Raw genomic sequence first — 18,248 nt, 5'->3', positions numbered from 1 at the left:
GCTTTTTTGTTGTGAATGATTTAGCTTAGAACCCATAACGTTGAGGACCGCCACGTCTTATTTCTTCTGAAGCATAAGACTCAAATTTTTGAAAATTCTCTCTAAAAGCATTTGATAATTTAAAAGCCATCTTATAGTAGGATTCATCATTATTCCAAGTGTTTCTAGGACTTAATAATTGTGTCGGAACCCCAGGGCAGGATCTTGGTTGTGCTACTCCAAATACAGAGTGAATGTGATATTCATTATAATTATATAAGCCCAAATGACCATTCAATGCTGCGTTGATCATCGCTCTGGTATATTCCAACTTTATTCGCTTACCTACACCATAAGGACCACCAGACCAGCCCGTATTAACCAACCATACGTTAACGCCAGCTTCTTTCATTTTTTTACTCAACATATCTGCATACTTTGTAGGGTGCAAAGGCATGAAAGGAGCACCAAAACAAGCAGAAAAACTTGGTACTGGTTCAACTACTCCCGCTTCTGTACCCGCTACTTTTGCAGTATATCCAGATATGAAGTGATAAGCTGCCTGTGCCGGAGTTAATTTTGATATAGGAGGTAGTACACCAAACGCATCAGCAGTTAGAAAAAATATGTTTTTTGGATCTTTACCGATGGATGGTTTCTTAATATTATCAATATGATAAATAGGATAACTTACGCGAGTATTTTGTGTAATTGAAGTGTCCTCAAAATTCACGTTACCGTTAGGGCCCACAATAACATTTTCTAGGATTGCACCTTTTCTGATGGCCTTATAAATTTCAGGCTCTTGTTCTTTCGATAAGTTTATCACCTTGGCATAGCAGCCACCTTCAAAATTGAATACCGTATTTTCATTAGTCCATCCATGCTCGTCATCACCTATTAAACTTCGATTTGGATCTGTAGAAAGAGTTGTTTTTCCTGTTCCGGAAAGTCCAAAAAAGATAGCCGTATCTCCATCTTTCCCCACGTTTGCAGAGCAATGCATGGGTAAGGTGTTCTTCATAACTGGCAAGATGAAATTAAGGGCAGAGAATATGCCTTTTTTGATTTCTCCCGTGTAGCCTGTCCCACCAATTAAAGCAACTTTGCGAGTAAAATTAAGAATTGCAAAGTTATGAGCACGAGTCCCGTCCACTTCAGGATCTGCCATAAATCCAGGAGCATTGATGACCGTCCATTCTGGTGAAAACTGCTCCAATTCTTCTTCTGTGGGTCTTAAGAACATATTGTGTGCAAACATGTTGCTCCAGGGAAGCTCGTTAATGTGCCTTATGTTGAGTCTGTAATTATCGTCTGCACATGCGTAAGCGTCTCTTACGAAAAGTTCTTTGTCACCAAGATAATCGACAACCTTATTGTAGAGCTTATCGAACTGATCCGGATCAAAGGGAAGATTGATTTCACTCCACCACACTTCATCTTTGGTGATGTTGTCTTTTACGATAAATCGGTCTCTGGGCGAGCGACCTGTGAATTCTCCTGTGTTCACTGCAATTGCACCAGAATTGACTTCTACACCTTGCCCTTTCTCAAGAGTGATTTGATGTAATTCTTCAGAGGAAAGTTGGTAATGAACGTTTTTTGAAAGGATGCCATACTTTTTTAACTCAATCGTTTTCGTAATTCCTTTTAGATTACTCATAATTTTGTTGTGTTGTTGTTATGGCATACAAATCTAATGAGTTTAAATCTAACTAAAGAAACTAATTCTTATAAATTATTACGTTTTTTTATAACGTTGATAAAGACTAAAGCCCAACTCAAAATAAGAAGTGTACCGCCAATTGGAGTTATCCAGGCGATCTGCTTGAAATCGAACGAGGTGAGGTCATTGGTTGCTAACCCGTAGATAGAACCAGAAAAGAAAAGAACACCGATTAAAACCAGCCAAAATAACGTTCGATTTAACTTTGAAGTGGTAAAGTTTTGAGAAGATAAAAATAAAAGGAAGAGTGCATGATAAATTTGATACTTAACACCTGTTTCAAATGTATCTATAGCATCTTCAGAAATAAGATTTTCTAAACCATGTGCCGCAAAGGCTCCCAAAATAATTCCTATAAACCCAAGACTACTTCCCAATAAAATTAACTTTTTTTGCCCCTTCATTTCTATGTGCTTAATATTATGTACTTTCAAATTTCAACCAAAATTAATCATTAAAATTCATAATTGATCATGAGATCCATCTTAATCATAGGCGCAGGAAAATCTACTTCATCACTCGTTAGATTTCTGCTTGGCGAATCAAAAAATCAAAACTTCAAACTCATCATAGCAGATAAAAACAAAGTAGCAGCTCAAAATCTGGCTGCAAATCATGAACGGGCTTCAGCAGTTGCCCTGGATATTTTTCAAGCTTCAGAGCGAGAACAAGCTATTCAAAAGGCAGATATTGTTATCTCCATGCTGCCTGCTAGATTTCACATAGAAGTAGCTAAAGATTGCGTAAGATTCAATAAAAATATGGTGACTGCTTCTTATGTATCTAAAGAAATGGAAGCTTTGGACGAAGACGTCAAGCAAAAAGGGCTGACCTTCATGAATGAAATAGGAGTAGATCCTGGCGTGGACCATATGAGTGCCATGCAGGTCATTGACAGAATTCGTTCCAAAGGTGGAAAGATGTTGCTTTTTGAATCTTTTACTGGTGGATTAGTGGCTCCCGAAAGTGATGATAACCTCTGGAATTATAAGTTTACCTGGAATCCACGAAATGTTGTTGTAGCTGGTCAGGGTGGTGCTGCAGAATTTATTCAGGAAGGGCAGTATAAATATATTCCCTACCAAAGACTTTTTCGTAGAACTGAATTTCTTCAGATTCCCAAATATGGCCGTTTTGAAGGCCTGGCCAACAGAAATTCTTTGGCTTATAGAAGCATTTACGGTTTAGAAGACATTCCTACTTTATATAGAGGGACTTTACGACGAATTGGTTTTAGTAAAGCATGGAACGTATTTGTTCAGCTAGGCATGACAGATGATACTTATTCTATGCAAAACACTGAAAACATGAGCTATAGATCATTTGTAAATTCATTTTTGCCTTATTCACCGACAGATTCAGTTGAATTGAAATTGAGGCTCAGCTTAAAAATCGATCAGGACGATTTGATTTGGGATAAACTGGTGGAGCTCGATCTTTTTAATTCCGAAAAGAAAATCGGAATTAAAGACGCTACACCAGCACAGGCTCTGCAAAAAATCCTGGAAGATAAATGGACGCTAAATCCTGAAGATAAAGACATGATTGTAATGTATCATAAGTTTGGATACGAACTCGATGGGGAGAAAAAACAAATCGATTCTACGATGGTGAGTATTGGCGAAGATCAGACTTATACAGCTATGGCCAAAACGGTAGGCTTACCCGTTGGTATTGCCACTTTGAAAATCCTGAACGGAGAAATAGACAAGCCGGGTGTCTTGCGACCAATACATCCAGAGGTTTATAATCCTATTTTGAAAGCTTTGGAGGATTACGATATCAAATTTGAAGAAACAGAACGTCCGTATTTAGGCTACAATCCGGACCAGCTTACTTAGGCTTATGTTAGTTCGAAAGCATTGCCCATCACCACCATGTCCGCGCCAGCCTTGTAAGCTTTTTCCATTTGAAATTCGGTTTTGATGCCGCCACCAACAATTAATGGGATAGTTATGTTTTTTTTGACTTCAGAAATAATTTCTGTGGAAACCGGACATTTAGCACCACTGCCAGCTTCCAGGTAAATGAGTTGTTTGCCAGAGAACTGTCCGGCCAAAGCCGTGTGTACCACAATTGAAACTTGATCTTGAGGAATGGCTTTGGTTTGACTTATTTTCAAAACTGAAGTGGGAACTCCACCGTCAATTAAGATATAGCCAGTTGGAATAAGCTCTAAAGACGAATGTTGAAGTTTTGATATGCTTTTGACCTGCTGGTTGATAAGATATTCTGGATTCTGCCCAGACAGTAGACTCAGAAATAAAAGAGCGTCTGCTCGATCAGTAATTTGGTTGACATCACCGGGGAATAAAACTATTGGCAGATTCGATAATTGCCTGAGTTGATCGATAACCACTTCGGTTTGTCCATTTTTAACTTCACTACCACCTACAAAAAGATAGTTGGTTACTTTTGGAATTTGGTTGAGAAAAGCTTCGGTTGATGTGAGATCAAATTTATCAGGATCAATTAAGATGCTCAACAGTTTTTTTTGAAGAGAAACCGCTTCAGTAATAGACTCAAAAATAGGCTTGAATGTTTTATTATTCATGAGCTAGAGCATAAACACAGGTGAAATTTTCAAACTCAAGAAAATTAAGTGTGTAATAAGTAATATTTTGGTTGTGAGTAACTCTGGCCGTTGTTTTTTGTTCTGAAATATCAAAGTCCTCTACAAAAATATCATGCAGAAATAATAATCCTCTTTTTCCATACAATTTATAGAGTGACTCTTTAGCACCCCAGACGATAGTGAGTTTTCTTATCAGGTCTTCTCCTTCTCCCAGGGCCTTGTATTCTTCGATAGGCGTGAATTTTGGGGCGATGAGTTTGATTTTATCTCTCTGCTTTTCGATGTCAATACCTACTTTTTTATCAGAAACGATCACGGCAGTAAATTCAAACGAATGGGTAATGGATATATGTTTTCCGTCTTTGAGGTGAGGTTTGCCTTTTTCATCATAACTCAAATCAAAATCAGTGTAGCCAAAGTTTTGAAGCAAGTGACGAATACTCATAAAGCCTTTCTTGTGAATCATGGATTTCATCCCGTCATATCTTTCCCTGCAGTAGTCGCTGAGTTTTACTCCATTTTCAAGAAATTCTAAAGGTTCTTCAATTTTCCAAATTAGTGCGGTAGTATGTTCATCTACTGTTATTCTTTTGTAAATCGGCATAGAGTTATAACGGGTTTCCTTAATTTTGTCCAAAAATATAATAAAATAAATTATGAGTACGGAAACACTACCTTATACTCCTTATAAAGTCAAAGATATTACTTTGGCGGAATGGGGAAGACGCGAAATAGAATTAGCCGAGTCAGAAATGCCAGGATTGATGGCATTACGGGAAGAATTTGGTAAAGAAAAACCATTGAAAGGTGCTCGTATCGCTGGATGTTTACATATGACTATTCAGACTGCAGTCCTTATCGAGACCCTTGTAGAACTAGGAGCAGAGGTAACGTGGAGTTCTTGTAATATATTTTCAACTCAGGATCACGCTGCAGCTGCTATTGCAGAAGCTGGTGTAGCTGTTTATGCCTGGAAAGGAATGACAGAGGAGGAATTTAACTGGTGTATTGAGCAAACCTTATTTTTCGGTGAAGACAGAAAACCTCTCAACATGATTTTGGATGATGGTGGTGATCTTACCAATATGGTCTTGGATGAATATCCTCAACTAGCAGAGGGCATCAAAGGCCTTTCTGAAGAAACAACAACAGGCGTTCACAGACTTTATGAGCGAATGAAAAACGGAACACTTCCTATGCCTGCTATCAATGTCAACGATAGTGTGACCAAATCTAAATTTGATAACAAATATGGCTGTAGAGAAAGTGCTGTAGATGCGATAAGAAGAGCGACCGACTTGATGCTTGCAGGAAAACGTGTGGTAGTTTGTGGTTATGGTGATGTAGGTAAAGGAACTGCAGCATCTTTTAAAGGAGCTGGTTCTATTGTCACTATTACTGAAATTGATCCAATTTGTGCCTTACAAGCCGCGATGGACGGGTTTGAAGTGAAGAAACTGGAAACGGTTGCTGAAAAAGCTGATATCGTGATCACCACTACTGGAAATAAAGATATTATAAGAGGTGAGCATTTTGAATCTTTTAAAGACAAAACACTGGTTTGTAACATCGGTCATTTTGACAACGAAATCGATGTGGCCTGGTTGAAGAAAAACCATGGAGATACCCGTGTCGAAATTAAACCACAAGTAGACAAATATACGATCAACGGGAAGGATATTATTCTTCTTGCTGAAGGAAGATTGGTTAATCTTGGTTGTGCAACAGGTCATCCAAGTTTTGTAATGAGTAATTCATTCACCAACCAGACTTTAGCCCAATTAGAGCTTTGGAGAAATACCGATCAATACAAAAATGAAGTATATATGTTGCCAAAACATCTTGATGAAAAGGTCGCCAAACTTCACTTAGAAAGAATCGGTGTTGAATTGACTGAGTTAAAATCTGATCAGGCTGATTACATTGGAGTGGAAGTGGAAGGTCCATTCAAACCTGAATACTACAGATATTAATTTAGAATTGAAACATTCAATTTATAAAAACCAAGCTGTAAGGCTTGGTTTTTATATTTTTATAGAAAAGCATCATTTCCTTGTGAACCAAATTTATAGAATGAAAGTTATCTTATTGCTAGTACTATTACCATTTATAACCTTAGCTCAAAATGCATTCGAAAACGGCAAGCAAGCTTTTGAAGATGGAAAATTTGACTTCGCTGTTTCTAAGTTGGAAACTGCTGTAAAAACCGAGCCATCCCATAAAATGGCAAGAGATTATTTGGGTCAGGCTTATGCAAAACTGGAACGTTGGGAAGACAGTGCTGAGGTGAATAAAACTTTAGTTGAAGATTATCCTGATGAGGCGGAATATCACTTTAGATATGGTGGTGCGCTTGGGTTGGTTGCCAAAAATGCCAATCCATTTAAAGCTGCTAGTCTTATCGGTGATGTCAAGTTTCACTTAAAAAAAGCTGCTGAGCTGGATCCAGAGCATATCAATTCGCGCTGGGCTTTGCTGCAGATGTATCTCGAACTTCCGGGTATACTTGGTGGTAGTGAAAGTACCTCACGTGAATATGCTTCCCAATTAAAAACCATAAGTGCAGTAGATGGTGCTTTGGCTTTTGGTTTTATAGAAAGAGAAATGGAAAATTATCAAAAAGCTGAAACGCATTACAAAAAAGCGATTGAGTTGGGTCAGTCGGTGACAACTTACAAAGAATTGGCAGAGCTTTATAAACGCTCTGGAAATGACTTAAATTACTTTCAGACTTTAGAAAAAGGAATCCAAAAATTGAATTCTGTCGACTTAGCTTCAGTGTATGTCGATAGAGCCCTTACGTTGAATAAAAATAAGCGGGAAGCTCTAGATATTCTAAGCGCCATAAATCTTTCTGAATTAAATTCAGAAGAAATAGAACAACTCAACCAACTAAAATCCAGACTGAATTAGGGAAATTTTAGGGAGGATTGCAGGCAGGAACATTTTCATCTAGCATGGAAACCTTTATCTTTGAATTAAATAAACACATACATGCATTTACATTTTATAGCGATAGGAGGGAGTGCCATGCATAATCTTGCGATGGCTCTTCACGAAAAGGGGGATTACATCACAGGAAGTGACGATGAAATCTTTGAACCTTCAAGATCTAGATTGAAGGCCAAAGGTTTATTGCCAGAGGAATTTGGCTGGTTTCCTGAAAAAATTACTTCTGAAACTGATGCTGTAATATTAGGAATGCATGCCAAAGCTGATAACCCAGAGCTGCTGAAGGCTAAAGAACTTGGTCTCAAAATATATTCTTATCCTGAATATTTATACGAACATTCCAAGAATAAAACACGAGTTGTTATAGGAGGTTCGCATGGTAAAACAACGATTACGGCTATGATTTTGCACGTGATGCATTATCATGATAAAGAAGTAGATTTCATGGTGGGTGCCCAACTGGAAGGTTTTGACACCATGGTTCACCTGACCGATGAAAACGATTTCATCTTGTTGGAAGGGGATGAATATCTGAGTTCTGCTTTGGACAGAAGGCCAAAATTCCATCTGTATGAACCTAATATTGCACTTTTGAGTGGCATTGCCTGGGATCACATCAACGTGTTCCCCACCTTTGAAAATTATGTTGAGCAGTTTGAGATTTTTCTGGACACCATGACCAATGGGAGTACTTTGGTTTACAATGAAGAAGACGATATTTTAACTCAGTTGGCTCAGAAGGCGACAAAACCCACCCGAAAACACGCATATTCTACACCAGAGCATAGTATTGAAGATGGAGATACGTATCTTGAGACTGCTGAAGGCCCTATGCCTGTAGAGGTTTTTGGTAAACACAACTTGCAAAATATAGCAGGAGCCAAGTGGATTTGCCAGCATATGGGTGTAGATGAGGATGATTTTTATGAAGCCATCACCAGTTTTACTGGAGCATCCAAGCGTTTAGAGAAAATAGCCAAATCCAACAAAGCAGTTGTGTTTAAAGATTATGCACATTCTCCGTCTAAGGTTTTGGCAACGACAAAAGCTGTGAAAGCTCAGTTTTCTTCTAAAATTGTTCTGGCTTGCCTGGAACTTCATACCTACAGCAGTCTGAATGCTGAATTTCTAAAAGAATACAAAGAAGCTCTCAATGCAGCCGATGAAGCCGTTGTATTTTATTCGCCAAAAGCGCTTGAAATTAAACAGCTGGAGGCCATCACTGAAGACCAAATTTTCAAGGCTTTTGGAAGAAAAGATTTAAAGGTTTATACCGATCCGGAAGCATTTCAGGAATTTCTGAAATCTAAAACCTATATGGATCATGTTCTGCTCTTGATGAGTTCCGGAAATTATGGAGGTTTGGATTTTGATGAAGTGAAAAACTGGATACAGTAATTCTGAAGGATAGCAAATTTTATAATCTCGATGATCATAAATACGATCTCACAGTTGTCTATAATTTGTGAGGTCTATTTTAACTTCAATTGAACTCACTAGAACTTACCTTGCTTAGATGACGAAGAACAAAAAAATTAAATCTTATTATGATCAACCTTTACATACCAAATGGCCTCATCAATAATTTAATTGTCCTATTTTTAGTCGGATTATTATTAGGCTGTAAGACTAAAGAAGATGATACTAAAGAAGTTACCAGAGTCGTCACTGCAACAGCTTACAATTCTGTAGAAAATCAAACTAAAAAAGGAAATCCATACCTTACCGCCTGGGGCGATACTTTAGAAGCTGAAGAGAAAGCTATTGCCGTCTCTCGCGATTTGATTCAACTGGGTTTGGATCACAACCAGGAAGTCGAGATAGAAGGTTTTCCTGGGACTTACATTGTAAAAGACAAAATGAACAAGCGCTGGACCAATAAAATTGACATTTACATGGGTCTGGATAAAGAAGCGGCGGTAGACTGGGGTCGGCAGGAAGTTGAAATCACCTACTATACGGATGTGGAAATAGAAGAGGCTGCTGAATAACTTAAAATTTCAAGTGCTTTAAAAAATTGGTTAATCTTCGGGTCTGACTTTCCTGCATCATAGATTTAGCCTTCTCAAAGTGGGCTTTAGATTTATCCTGACTCATCTTGAACCGAGCATGATAAGATTCTATCGAAATTTCAAAACCCTGAATGAAGTGTTTCAGTTGATCGATTTTGGGATGCGTGTACTCCAGTTTAAAATCATCATCCATTTGATCTGTCATATCCACAAGACTTTTGATAAGCCTTTTGTCTTCCACGTAAGTTGCCTGCCCCTTGACGTGCACTTTGGCAAAATTAAAAGTCGGAAGTTCGTCGGTAGGAAATGCTGAAGGCGATATGTAAGCATCTCCTGCATGAAATACCAATTCAACTTTAGAAGTGTTGAGGTGTTTATACTGTGGGTTGTCTTTATTGATATGACCCAAAAGTTTGTTGTCTTCAATGATGAAAGGAATATGAGAGGTGAAAATTTCATTTTCAAAGCTGGTGATAAGAGTCGCCAATGGGAATTCCTCGATAAAATGCTTGACAACGATCCAATCCTTTTCTGTGAAATGTTCTGGTAAATAACTCATGAGTCTTGATCTAAATTGAGTTTTCAAAAGTACAACCTTCTCCAGATTCTTATTAAATTTTGATTCGATTAATTATTATCATCACTTTCATGGTTTCCTCTTTATTTTAGTATTGATTATATTTATCTAAATCTTAAGCACATGCCATCATCCCCGAATTCCTTCAGTATAAAACATTGGTCGGAAGACGACAGACCTAGAGAAAAGCTAATTCATAAAGGAAAATCCAGCCTTAGTGATGCAGAGCTTTTGGCAATCTTAATAGGCTCTGGAAACCGAGAAGAAAGTGCTGTTGAGCTATGTAAACGTATCCTTCATACCTCAGAAAACAGTTTGCATAAGCTGGCTAAAACTAATCTCAAACAGCTTCAGGAGTTTAAAGGTATTGGCGAAGCCAAAGCCATCAGTATTATGGCTGCGTTGGAACTTGGTAACAGGCGTGGAGCAGAACCTATGGAAAAGCTTAATAAAATCACCTCAAGTAAAGATGTGTTCTCAATAATGCATCCGTTTATAGGGGATTTGGACCACGAGCAATTTTGGGTCCTGATGCTCAATAATTCCAATAAGGTGATCTACAAGTTTCCATTAAGCAAAGGAGGTATAACCGCAACTATGGTAGATACACGATTGGTTTTTAAAAGTGCACTGGCTCAGGGGGCGACAGCACTTATTCTCGTACATAATCATCCTTCGGGAACCTTACAACCCAGCCAGGCCGATAAAACCATAACCCAAAAGATTAAAAAAGCAGGAGAACTTCTGGACATAAAGGTACTGGACCATATCATTGTGACAGAAAAAACTTACTTTAGCTTCGCTGACGAAAGCCTGCTATAAGTTATGGAATTACTGGTTTATATACCCAAACAAACACCAAGAATCAACTATATTTTTAGACACATTTGTGGACGGATTTTAGGCTTCAAGGTGAAATTTTGTTCCAAAGTGGAAGACTTTATCGCTTTTGAAGGGGTGAAATTTTCCTATGCCAAAAAACGATTGGGGAATGAGGTATTTATCCAGAAATTTGGACTGCTTGAAGAGTCGGGAATCAATGACCTCAATTTCAGTATGGATATTTGGCAGGATGTTCCTTGTTTTTTTAGGGTGTCTTCAGAAAGCGATATCCCGTTTGATATTTTTTCAGCATCCTTTTACCTGGTGACCAGGTACGAGGAATACCAGCCCCATGTAAAAAATGATGTGGACTCTTATCCTATCGAAGAAAGTTTAGCCTATCAGCATGAATTCTTGAAAACGCCAGTAGTAGACGTCTGGGCTTATAAGCTAAAAGCCATTTTAAAGATTAAATTTCCGGATCAGAAGTTTCCTGAAAAGAAATTCAAAAGTCATTTTTTGATTTCGGTGTCCAAAGCCTTTAAGCACAGACATAACGGCTTTGTAAGGTTTGTAGGCGCAACGCTTAGAGACCTATTTCAGTTGCAGTTGAAATCTATGTTTGACAGATTCAAAACTATGCTGAGGTTTCAACAGGATCCTTATGATATCTACGATGAACTCATAGACTTTGCAAAGGAAAATAGATTGCAGCTGGATTTTTATTTTCAGTTGAGCAATTACTCACGTTACACCAAAAGCATCAGCTACAACAAGCGAATTTATCATAAACTGATTAAGTCTATGGGAGATTACGGCGATTTGGGCTTGCTTCCAGGATTTGAAGCTTTGTATAGCTTTGAGATTTTGAAAAAGGAAAAGAAGCGCTGGCAGAGCATTGTGAACCGGAGTTTGTCCAAAGCGCTTATCAAAAATTATCACCTTAATTTTCCAGATGCCTACTTGAATTTCAATAAACTGGAAATTGAAGAGGATTTTTCTATGGGCTATCAGAGAAATATTGGCTTTAGAGCAGGTACCTGTACCTCTTTCCAATTTTATGATTTAAATCTGGAACAGGTCTCAGGACTTGTAGTTCAACCTTATGTTCTCAATTCCAATGTGTTGAGAAACCTGGATGTTTATGAAAAAATTGAAGAATTAAAACAATTAAAGTCATCTATAAAGGCTGTAAATGGTCAGATGAACTTTATATTTGAAAATTCAGATTTTGCAGATCGCAGTTTTAAAAATGCCATCTTTGCAATGATGAAAGAAATGATATAGATGAAAGACATTACCGATATATTTTTTGATTTAGACCACACTCTTTGGGACTTTGACAAAAATTCTGAACTCACGTTTGCCACTATTTTTGAAAACTACAGAGTCGACCTTCCGCTTAAAGATTTTCTCGACGTTTATTTACCCATCAATAGAAAATACTGGAAGCTTTTTAGGGAAGGTAAGATTGAGCAGCAAAACTTGAGGTTTAAACGCCTAAATGAGGTGTTTGAAATACTCAAATTCAGGGCTTCAGACCAAATGATTAACGATTTATCTCAAGCTTATATTGATTATTTGCCTAACCATAATCATTTGTTTCCGCATACTTTTGAAGTGCTGAGTTACCTGCAGCAGAAGTATAAACTGCATATCATTACCAATGGCTTTTACGAAGTACAGCATAAAAAATTGGGCAATTCTAAACTCAAGCCTTATTTTCATACCGTTACAACTTCAGAAGACGCAGGTGTCAAAAAACCAAATAAAATTATTTTCGAATATGCCTTAGACCTGGCAAAAACCAAAACTCATGCAAGTGTCATGATTGGTGATAATCTGGAAGCGGATGTGGAAGGAGCCAAATCCTTTGGAATGGAAGCCATATTTTTTGGAAAAGATCCAGATTATAAAGGTCTGCAAATTCAAAATTTGAACGAATTAAAAACTTTATTTTAGAATGAGAACAAGTATACTTTTTATCCTTCTGGTTTCGATGTCAATAGGTTGGAGCCAAACGAACAATTTGAATGCCTATGAGTACGTGATAGTCCCAATGGAATTTGACTTTCAAGATGAGCCCAACCAGTATCAAATCAATATTTTATCCAGAGTGCTATTAAAGGAAAGCGGTTTCAAAGTATTTATGAATACCGAAGAGCGCCCAATGGAGTACCGTGGCAACACTTGTGAACCTCTTTTCCTGGAAGTTGAAGATACCAGTAAATTCTTAAGCATAAGCACCATTGTGAGACTTAAAGATTGTTACGATAATATTTTATTTGAGTCTGAAGAAGGAAAGAGTAAAATCAAAGATTTCAGAGAGGGCTACCAACAGGCATTGAAGAGAGCATTTTCTTCCCTGTCTGAAGTCAATTATATTTTTGATCCTTCTCTACAGAAGACTGAAACTAAAACAGCTATTCTTAGACAAAAAGAGGATAAGAAAAATTCTGGCTCAAAAGAAGAAGCTTATCCAGATAAAACTATATATAAATTTGGCGGGCAGACATACTGGCTGGTCAAAAATGGAAATAAAGACTATAGGCTATTAGCCAATTCAGGAAAAGAAAATTATGCGGAATTGCAATTAGCAGATAAAGGCAGTTTTCTTTTTAATTCTGGTGACATCAACGGGGCTGCTTACTTCGATGCTGAAGGTAATTTGAATATAGAATACATGGATGAAGATTTAAATGAAATTCAAAACATGGTGTTCAAAAAAATAGATCAGTAATCATACTTTCCAGCCCATTTTTGCTTTAAAAACTCTCTTAACTGGTCTTCTCTTTTGTTTTTGCCAGGCTTGTAAATGACCTTATTTTTTAAGTCTTCTGGCATAAACTCTGCTTGTACGAAGTTATTTTCGTAATTGTGAGCATACTTATAATTATCACCGTAGCCAAGGTCCTTCATCAGTTTAGTTGGTGCGTTTCTTATGGATAAGGGCACGGACAAATCACCAGTGTGTTTGACCAGCGCCTGCGCCTCATTTATAGCCTGATAGGATGCATTACTTTTGGGGGAAGTGGCCAGGTAAATCACGCACTGGCTTAGTATAATCCTGGCTTCTGGAAAACCAATGGTATTTACTGCCTGGAAGGTATTGTTGGCCATGATTAAGGCTGTTGGATTGGCATTGCCTATGTCTTCACTGGCCAGAATAATCAATCGTCTGGCAATGAATTTCACATCTTCTCCACCTTCTATCATTCTTGCCAGCCAGTACACGGCTGCATTGGGATCGCTGCCGCGTATAGATTTGATAAACGCAGATATGATATCGTAGTGCTGTTCACCGGATTTATCGTACCGTGCTGTTTTCTGTTGAATCTTCTCTTCGACCAGAAGATCTGTGATGACAATGGGTTCTTCATCTACAGAATTGATGACCAGCTCAAACATATTCAAAAGTTTCCTGGCATCGCCACCGCTAAGACGGAGTAGAGAAGTGGTCTCTTTAAGTTCAATTTCTTTTCTGGATAAAAACTCATCCTCTTTCAATGCTCTTTGCAAAAGCTGAATCAAATCCTCTTTAGAAAATTCATTCAACACATAAACCTGGCAGCGGGACAATAAAGCTGGAATGACTTCGAAACTCGGATTCTCCGTGGTGGCTCCTATAAGTGTAATCCACCCTTTTTCTACAGCACCTAATAGAGAATCTTGCTGAGATTTACTAAATCTGTGAATCTCATCAATAAATAAAATCGGATTTTTTTGCTCAAAGAGGCCCTGGTCTTGTTTGGCTTTTTGAATAACTTCTCTCACATCTTTTACTCCACTACTTATCGCAGAAAGCGTAAAAAAACTACGTTTGGTTTCTTTGGAGATCAAATTCGCCAGCGTTGTTTTCCCTATACCTGGCGGACCCCAAAAGATGATGGAGGGGACAAGATCTCGTTTTATCATTTGCGAAATCGTCCCTTGTTCACCAACAAGATGGGATTGGCTTAGATAGTCAGATAACTGTTTTGGTCGAAGACGTTCTGCTAAAGGTGCTTTCATAATTCAAAATTAGGAATTAATTTTTGACCTCAATCCCTGTTAGTATATCTTATGATTTCAAATAGCGTTGATTCTTTTTTTCGATACTTTTGACATATGAATCAAAGAGATTTTATTGTTCAGCATCATAGAAATTCCATTGTAGCAGCGATCTTATGGCCGCTACTGCTTGTGTTTGTGCTTTGGGTTGTGTACTGGATAGAAATCAAATTCAGGTTCGATTTTACAACTTATGGAGTGTACCCCAGAGAAATCAAAGGTTTGTTTGGTATTTTGGCTTCGCCTTTTATTCACAGCGGTATAGAGCACTTGTATAAGAACTCTATTCCCATACTTGTGCTTACTGCCAGCTTGTTTTATTTCTATAAAGATATTGCCTGGAAGAGTCTTCTTTACGGCTTGCTAGGATCTGGGTTGCTCACCTGGATCATTGGAAGGTCTTCTTACCACATTGGAGCTAGTGGGATGGTTTATTTCCTGGCTTCTTTTTTATTTTTCAAAGGTCTAAGATCAAAAAATTACAGACTAATAGCCTTATCTCTAGTCGTAGTGTTTCTTTATGGCAGTCTAGTGTGGGGAACGATGCCCGGTAAGCCAGGTATTTCCTGGGAGGGGCATTTGTCAGGATTCATTATGGGGTTTTTAGTTAGTTTTATATTAAAATCCTCACACTTTAGTAGTTTGCCTTCCATTGAAAAGCCAAAACCTATTTCTGAAAAAGAAGATGAGTTTCTCAAGCAATTTGATGAGCATGGAAATTTTAGGCCTTTGGATCCCGAAGAGGAGGCCACAAACCAATTTACACAAGATACGACCGGGGGTGAATCAACTGTATATAAAAATAAGGATAATTAATACTTCTACCTTACTAAGACTTCAGTCTTTGTCTTACAGTCTCATATAGAATTACACCACAAGCCACAGACACGTTCAAAGATTCGATTGAGCCAAGCAAGGGTAGCTTCCCTTTTTGATCTGCCATTTTGAGAATGCTGGGTTGTATGCCTTCGCCTTCTCCGCCCATAATGATAGCTAAAGGTTTATGAAGTTCTAATTCGTAGATAGAATGTTCTGTTTTTTCGGTGGCAGCTACAAGTTCTACTCCGGATGACTTGAGGTAGAAAATGGCATCCTTAAGATGGTCTACCTTACAAATTGAAATGTTAAAAGCAGCACCAGCTGAAGTTTTGATGGTTTCATTGTTCACCTGAGCGCTTCCGCTTTTTGGTAAAATTACAGCATCTACTCCCGTACACTCAGCGGTACGCAGGATAGCTCCAAGATTTCTTACATCTGTAATTCCATCCAAAAGCAAAAACAGAGGTGTCTCTTTGGTTTCCAGTATAGCTTCTACGGTAGATTCAAAATCTTGATAGGAGATTTGTGAGGTGTGTGCTATAACTCCCTGGTGGTTTAAGTTCTCAAATTTCCTAAATTTCTGTATGGGCACATAAGATACCTTTACGGTTTGTTGCTTTGCCAAACCTTCAATTTCTTTGAGTTTAGGATTGTCGGAATCTTTTAGCAAACTGATTTTTTCAATGTCTTTGTTTTGCTTTAGCGCTTCTACAACGCTGTGAATTCCAAAAATGATATGAGAATCTTCCATGATATAAAACTTAAAAAGGGATTGACAAAATTATGTCAATCCCTTTAGTAATCCTATGAATACCTCTTATTCTTTAATGATTCTTTTTTGAAGGCTTTGTTCTCCATCGTTAAGATTAAGAATATAAATACCTTTGGAAAGTGAACTCATGTCCAGATTCAAAGTACCGTTTGCATTTAGGTCTTCAAAACTTAAAATTTCACGACCTACCATATCATATACTGAAACCTGTACATCTTTCGAAAAACTGACTTCAGAAGAAGAAATGTTAAGGGTGTTTTTGACTGGGTTTGGCCAAAAGGTGATGTCCTGTGAGTTGAAAGCTTCGCTGGATAGGGGTTGCTCCACACCATTCAAAATAATAAGTGTGTAATCCTGTTCACCATTTCTTAATTCACCCTTATGATTTACTATAATATCAAAAGTACCTTGCTCTTCAATTTCAATAATTTCAATGTTATCTACAGTATTTACCCCTTTGGAGGCAGCTGCTTCCACATTGGTAATATCGAGTAACCAGGGGAAATATTCCAGTTCTGAATCTTCCAGACTTACTACTTTTAAGTCTAAATCGTTCACTAGCCTCGGAGTTCTGTCATTGAAGACTCCATTATCTGCAGTTGGTCCAGCAGGATCGTTCCAGGCCATTGCCACTTTCATAGGTATCCCGGAATTGTTTTCTACCCTTATGGTTTCTGTTCTGGAATCTATAAGTGTTCTTTCAGTAATAATATCCTCTGTTGCATTATTGATGATGGCTTCTGCAGCACGTTTTGAATTCATTACCCCCCAGCCAAAAAATGGATCCGGACCTTCTGGTCCTGCATCATCTGCTGTGACAGATATTAAGCCCTTTAGGGTAGCGGATAGCATGTATTGGTCATTCAATCTTTCATAAAGTTCCTGCAGCAATAAAGCAGAGCCTGCTACATTAGGAGATGCCATTGAGGTTCCTGTTGCAGTGCCGTATTGATTGTTTGGTGCAGTAGAAGTAATACCAGTGCCAAGTCCTGCAATATCTGGTTTAATTCTACCATCATCTGTAGGTCCTTGAGAACTTCCTGGATTGATGGTTGCATTGGTCATCACGCCAGTCTCGTTATCCAGAAACACATTGGATGCATTGGCTACAATAAGCAGGTTTTTTGAATTGGAATTTGTAGTCAATTTGTCGTACCCTTCCGCAATACCTCCTTCATATTCTACTCTTCCGTCATTTCCTCCGGCTAATACCGGGAGGTAGTAAGGATAGTTGTTGGTAAGATTATCCCAAACTCTGGCAGTATTGTTGTAAGCACCTGCCAGCCATTCATTCCCTTCGATATTTTCAATCGGCACACCATAGGAGTGATTGGAGATAAGCATAGCTTCATCTCTGGCTGCACGCAGTGCTTCACTTACATCCGATACATTATCGTATGCACTCATTGTGGCAAATATAGCCATTCCCTGAGCCCCTGTATTTTCTCCCCGTGCTATGAGCGTACCTCCTACATGCGTGGCATGAAAACTTGTGCCAATACTATCTACTACTTTTATTCTGGATTCTCCTGCTCTGTCCCCAAATTCCAGATGGTCTGGCTGAGGTATACCACCTACTTCCCAGATCCCTATATCCATTCCAATACCTGTGAGATTAAGACCCAAATCTCCTTCAGGTTTTATAAAGTTGGTTCTGGTAGACCTTGCTGCTCTGATGTTCAAATCTTCAATGTAGATGGCCTGACCGTTTATAACATCCCAAAGTCTTTTGCCTTGTTCTTCTCGAAGAGATAAAGGATTTTGAGCGATAAAGGTGTTGACCCTTTCCCTTTGTTCTGATTCATAATTTAACACGTCTACCAATACGTCGTTTTGAGCATTTACTTGTAATAAACTGAACAAAACGACCATTCCAATCGTAAATAAATGTTTCATTTTTTTCTTTTTTTGCCTAAAGATATGGAAATTAAGAGCTTAGTACAAGTTTTTACTTATAAACATAA

General features: G+C 38.2%; 18 protein-coding genes. 10 read left to right on the top strand and 8 right to left on the bottom strand.

Features of this window, described 5'->3' with window-relative positions; translation table 11 throughout:
- Positions 1-25 precede the first annotated feature (25 nt).
- Positions 26-1,642 carry a phosphoenolpyruvate carboxykinase (ATP) gene (gene pckA, locus LB454_RS05780; protein WP_224463661.1) on the bottom strand — a complete coding sequence of 539 codons (1,617 nt, stop codon included), beginning with the start codon at positions 1,640-1,642 and terminating at the stop codon, positions 26-28.
- Between the two features lie 68 nt (positions 1,643-1,710).
- On the bottom strand, positions 1,711-2,109 hold the full coding sequence (locus LB454_RS05775) for a DUF423 domain-containing protein (RefSeq protein WP_224463660.1): 399 nt from the start codon (positions 2,107-2,109) through the stop codon (positions 1,711-1,713).
- Between the two features lie 69 nt (positions 2,110-2,178).
- Here LB454_RS05775 and LB454_RS05770 point away from each other — a divergent pair, with 69 nt between their 5' ends.
- A complete protein-coding gene (locus LB454_RS05770) occupies positions 2,179-3,546 on the top strand; it encodes a saccharopine dehydrogenase family protein (protein WP_224463659.1) in 1,368 nt (455 codons plus the stop codon).
- Between the two features lie 2 nt (positions 3,547-3,548).
- On the opposite strand, the gene LB454_RS05765 is transcribed toward LB454_RS05770, so the two are convergent.
- Together LB454_RS05765 and LB454_RS05760 are read right to left on the bottom strand one after the other, a co-directional pair.
- Positions 3,549-4,259 (bottom strand): phosphoglycerol geranylgeranyltransferase, encoded by a 711-nt coding sequence (locus tag LB454_RS05765; protein WP_224463658.1) that lies wholly within the window; start codon positions 4,257-4,259, stop codon positions 3,549-3,551.
- Positions 4,252-4,884 (bottom strand): 4'-phosphopantetheinyl transferase family protein, encoded by a 633-nt coding sequence (locus tag LB454_RS05760; protein WP_224463657.1) that lies wholly within the window; start codon positions 4,882-4,884, stop codon positions 4,252-4,254. Before LB454_RS05760 ends, LB454_RS05765 begins: the two co-directional genes overlap by 8 nt.
- A gap of 52 nt (positions 4,885-4,936) precedes the next feature.
- On the opposite strand from LB454_RS05760, the gene ahcY reads away from it, so the two are divergent.
- The 4 genes from ahcY to LB454_RS05740 all read left to right on the top strand — a co-directional run bounded on the left by ahcY (position 4,937) and on the right by LB454_RS05740 (position 9,223).
- On the top strand, positions 4,937-6,253 hold the full coding sequence (ahcY, locus tag LB454_RS05755) for an adenosylhomocysteinase (protein WP_224463656.1): 1,317 nt from the start codon (positions 4,937-4,939) through the stop codon (positions 6,251-6,253).
- Positions 6,254-6,353: 100 nt separating this feature from the next.
- Complete coding sequence (locus tag LB454_RS05750; RefSeq protein ID WP_224463655.1) at positions 6,354-7,193, top strand: tetratricopeptide repeat protein; 840 nt, start codon at positions 6,354-6,356, stop codon at positions 7,191-7,193.
- An 81-nt stretch (positions 7,194-7,274) separates the two neighbouring features.
- Positions 7,275-8,630 (top strand): UDP-N-acetylmuramate--L-alanine ligase, encoded by a 1,356-nt coding sequence (locus tag LB454_RS05745; protein ID WP_224463654.1) that lies wholly within the window; start codon positions 7,275-7,277, stop codon positions 8,628-8,630.
- 149 nt (positions 8,631-8,779) lie between these two features.
- Positions 8,780-9,223: a 3D domain-containing protein gene (locus LB454_RS05740; protein WP_224463653.1), complete on the top strand. Its 444-nt coding sequence runs from the start codon at positions 8,780-8,782 to the stop codon at positions 9,221-9,223.
- A 1-nt stretch (position 9,224) separates the two neighbouring features.
- On the opposite strand, the gene LB454_RS05735 is transcribed toward LB454_RS05740, so the two are convergent.
- On the bottom strand, positions 9,225-9,803 hold the full coding sequence (locus LB454_RS05735) for an FMN-binding negative transcriptional regulator (RefSeq protein ID WP_224463652.1): 579 nt from the start codon (positions 9,801-9,803) through the stop codon (positions 9,225-9,227).
- A gap of 141 nt (positions 9,804-9,944) precedes the next feature.
- Here LB454_RS05735 and radC point away from each other — a divergent pair, with 141 nt between their 5' ends.
- From radC to LB454_RS05715, 4 genes are read left to right on the top strand one after another with little or no spacing between them, the layout of a single operon-like run.
- Positions 9,945-10,643, top strand: a complete 699-nt coding sequence (gene radC, locus LB454_RS05730) for a RadC family protein (protein ID WP_224463651.1) — start codon at positions 9,945-9,947, stop codon at positions 10,641-10,643.
- A 3-nt stretch (positions 10,644-10,646) separates the two neighbouring features.
- The gene (locus tag LB454_RS05725) at positions 10,647-11,930 is read left to right on the top strand and encodes a polysaccharide deacetylase family protein (RefSeq protein ID WP_224463650.1); all 1,284 of its coding nucleotides are present in this window, start codon (positions 10,647-10,649) and stop codon (positions 11,928-11,930) included.
- Complete coding sequence (locus tag LB454_RS05720; protein ID WP_224463649.1) at positions 11,931-12,605, top strand: YjjG family noncanonical pyrimidine nucleotidase; 675 nt, start codon at positions 11,931-11,933, stop codon at positions 12,603-12,605. It begins immediately after the preceding gene.
- Position 12,606: 1 nt separating this feature from the next.
- A complete protein-coding gene (locus tag LB454_RS05715) occupies positions 12,607-13,383 on the top strand; it encodes a hypothetical protein (RefSeq protein WP_224463648.1) in 777 nt (258 codons plus the stop codon).
- On the opposite strand, the gene LB454_RS05710 is transcribed toward LB454_RS05715, so the two are convergent.
- A complete protein-coding gene (locus tag LB454_RS05710) occupies positions 13,377-14,654 on the bottom strand; it encodes a replication-associated recombination protein A (RefSeq protein ID WP_224463647.1) in 1,278 nt (425 codons plus the stop codon). The genes LB454_RS05715 and LB454_RS05710 overlap by 7 nt on opposite strands.
- A gap of 96 nt (positions 14,655-14,750) precedes the next feature.
- Here LB454_RS05710 and LB454_RS05705 point away from each other — a divergent pair, with 96 nt between their 5' ends.
- Positions 14,751-15,509 carry a rhomboid family intramembrane serine protease gene (locus LB454_RS05705; RefSeq protein ID WP_224463646.1) on the top strand — a complete coding sequence of 253 codons (759 nt, stop codon included), beginning with the start codon at positions 14,751-14,753 and terminating at the stop codon, positions 15,507-15,509.
- Positions 15,510-15,522: 13 nt separating this feature from the next.
- On the opposite strand, the gene rlmB is transcribed toward LB454_RS05705, so the two are convergent.
- On the bottom strand, positions 15,523-16,263 hold the full coding sequence (gene rlmB / locus LB454_RS05700) for a 23S rRNA (guanosine(2251)-2'-O)-methyltransferase RlmB (protein ID WP_224463645.1): 741 nt from the start codon (positions 16,261-16,263) through the stop codon (positions 15,523-15,525).
- A 66-nt stretch (positions 16,264-16,329) separates the two neighbouring features.
- Entirely contained in the window at positions 16,330-18,180 is a 1,851-nt protein-coding gene (locus LB454_RS05695; protein ID WP_224463644.1) for a S8 family serine peptidase, read from the bottom strand.
- Positions 18,181-18,248: the final 68 nt, after the last annotated feature.

It is taken from the genome of Psychroflexus montanilacus (assembly GCF_020164535.1).
In the GTDB taxonomy this organism is placed as follows: Bacteria; Bacteroidota; Bacteroidia; order Flavobacteriales; family Flavobacteriaceae; genus Psychroflexus; species Psychroflexus montanilacus.
Note: the sequence above shows the minus strand (reverse complement) of the source record. Positions and strands in the feature narration are given on the sequence as shown.

Bases quoted from the DNA above. Each gene is read 5' to 3' on its own strand.
- LB454_RS05770 (WP_224463659.1), top strand. From the start codon at position 2,179: ATGAGATCCATCTTAATCATAGGCGCAGGAAAATCTACTTCATCACTC.
- LB454_RS05745 (WP_224463654.1), top strand. From the start codon at position 7,275: ATGCATTTACATTTTATAGCGATAGGAGGGAGTGCCATGCATAATCTT.
- LB454_RS05720 (WP_224463649.1), top strand. From the start codon at position 11,931: ATGAAAGACATTACCGATATATTTTTTGATTTAGACCACACTCTTTGG.
- LB454_RS05735 (WP_224463652.1), bottom strand. From the start codon at position 9,803: ATGAGTTATTTACCAGAACATTTCACAGAAAAGGATTGGATCGTTGTC.
- LB454_RS05725 (WP_224463650.1), top strand. From the start codon at position 10,647: ATGGAATTACTGGTTTATATACCCAAACAAACACCAAGAATCAACTAT.
- LB454_RS05705 (WP_224463646.1), top strand. From the start codon at position 14,751: ATGAATCAAAGAGATTTTATTGTTCAGCATCATAGAAATTCCATTGTA.
- LB454_RS05740 (WP_224463653.1), top strand. From the start codon at position 8,780: ATGATCAACCTTTACATACCAAATGGCCTCATCAATAATTTAATTGTC.
- radC (WP_224463651.1), top strand. From the start codon at position 9,945: ATGCCATCATCCCCGAATTCCTTCAGTATAAAACATTGGTCGGAAGAC.
- rlmB (WP_224463645.1), bottom strand. From the start codon at position 16,263: ATGGAAGATTCTCATATCATTTTTGGAATTCACAGCGTTGTAGAAGCG.
- LB454_RS05760 (WP_224463657.1), bottom strand. From the start codon at position 4,884: ATGCCGATTTACAAAAGAATAACAGTAGATGAACATACTACCGCACTA.
- LB454_RS05765 (WP_224463658.1), bottom strand. From the start codon at position 4,259: ATGAATAATAAAACATTCAAGCCTATTTTTGAGTCTATTACTGAAGCG.
- LB454_RS05775 (WP_224463660.1), bottom strand. From the start codon at position 2,109: ATGAAGGGGCAAAAAAAGTTAATTTTATTGGGAAGTAGTCTTGGGTTT.
- LB454_RS05710 (WP_224463647.1), bottom strand. From the start codon at position 14,654: ATGAAAGCACCTTTAGCAGAACGTCTTCGACCAAAACAGTTATCTGAC.
- LB454_RS05695 (WP_224463644.1), bottom strand. From the start codon at position 18,180: ATGAAACATTTATTTACGATTGGAATGGTCGTTTTGTTCAGTTTATTA.
- LB454_RS05715 (WP_224463648.1), top strand. From the start codon at position 12,607: ATGAGAACAAGTATACTTTTTATCCTTCTGGTTTCGATGTCAATAGGT.
- pckA (WP_224463661.1), bottom strand. From the start codon at position 1,642: ATGAGTAATCTAAAAGGAATTACGAAAACGATTGAGTTAAAAAAGTAT.
- LB454_RS05750 (WP_224463655.1), top strand. From the start codon at position 6,354: ATGAAAGTTATCTTATTGCTAGTACTATTACCATTTATAACCTTAGCT.
- ahcY (WP_224463656.1), top strand. From the start codon at position 4,937: ATGAGTACGGAAACACTACCTTATACTCCTTATAAAGTCAAAGATATT.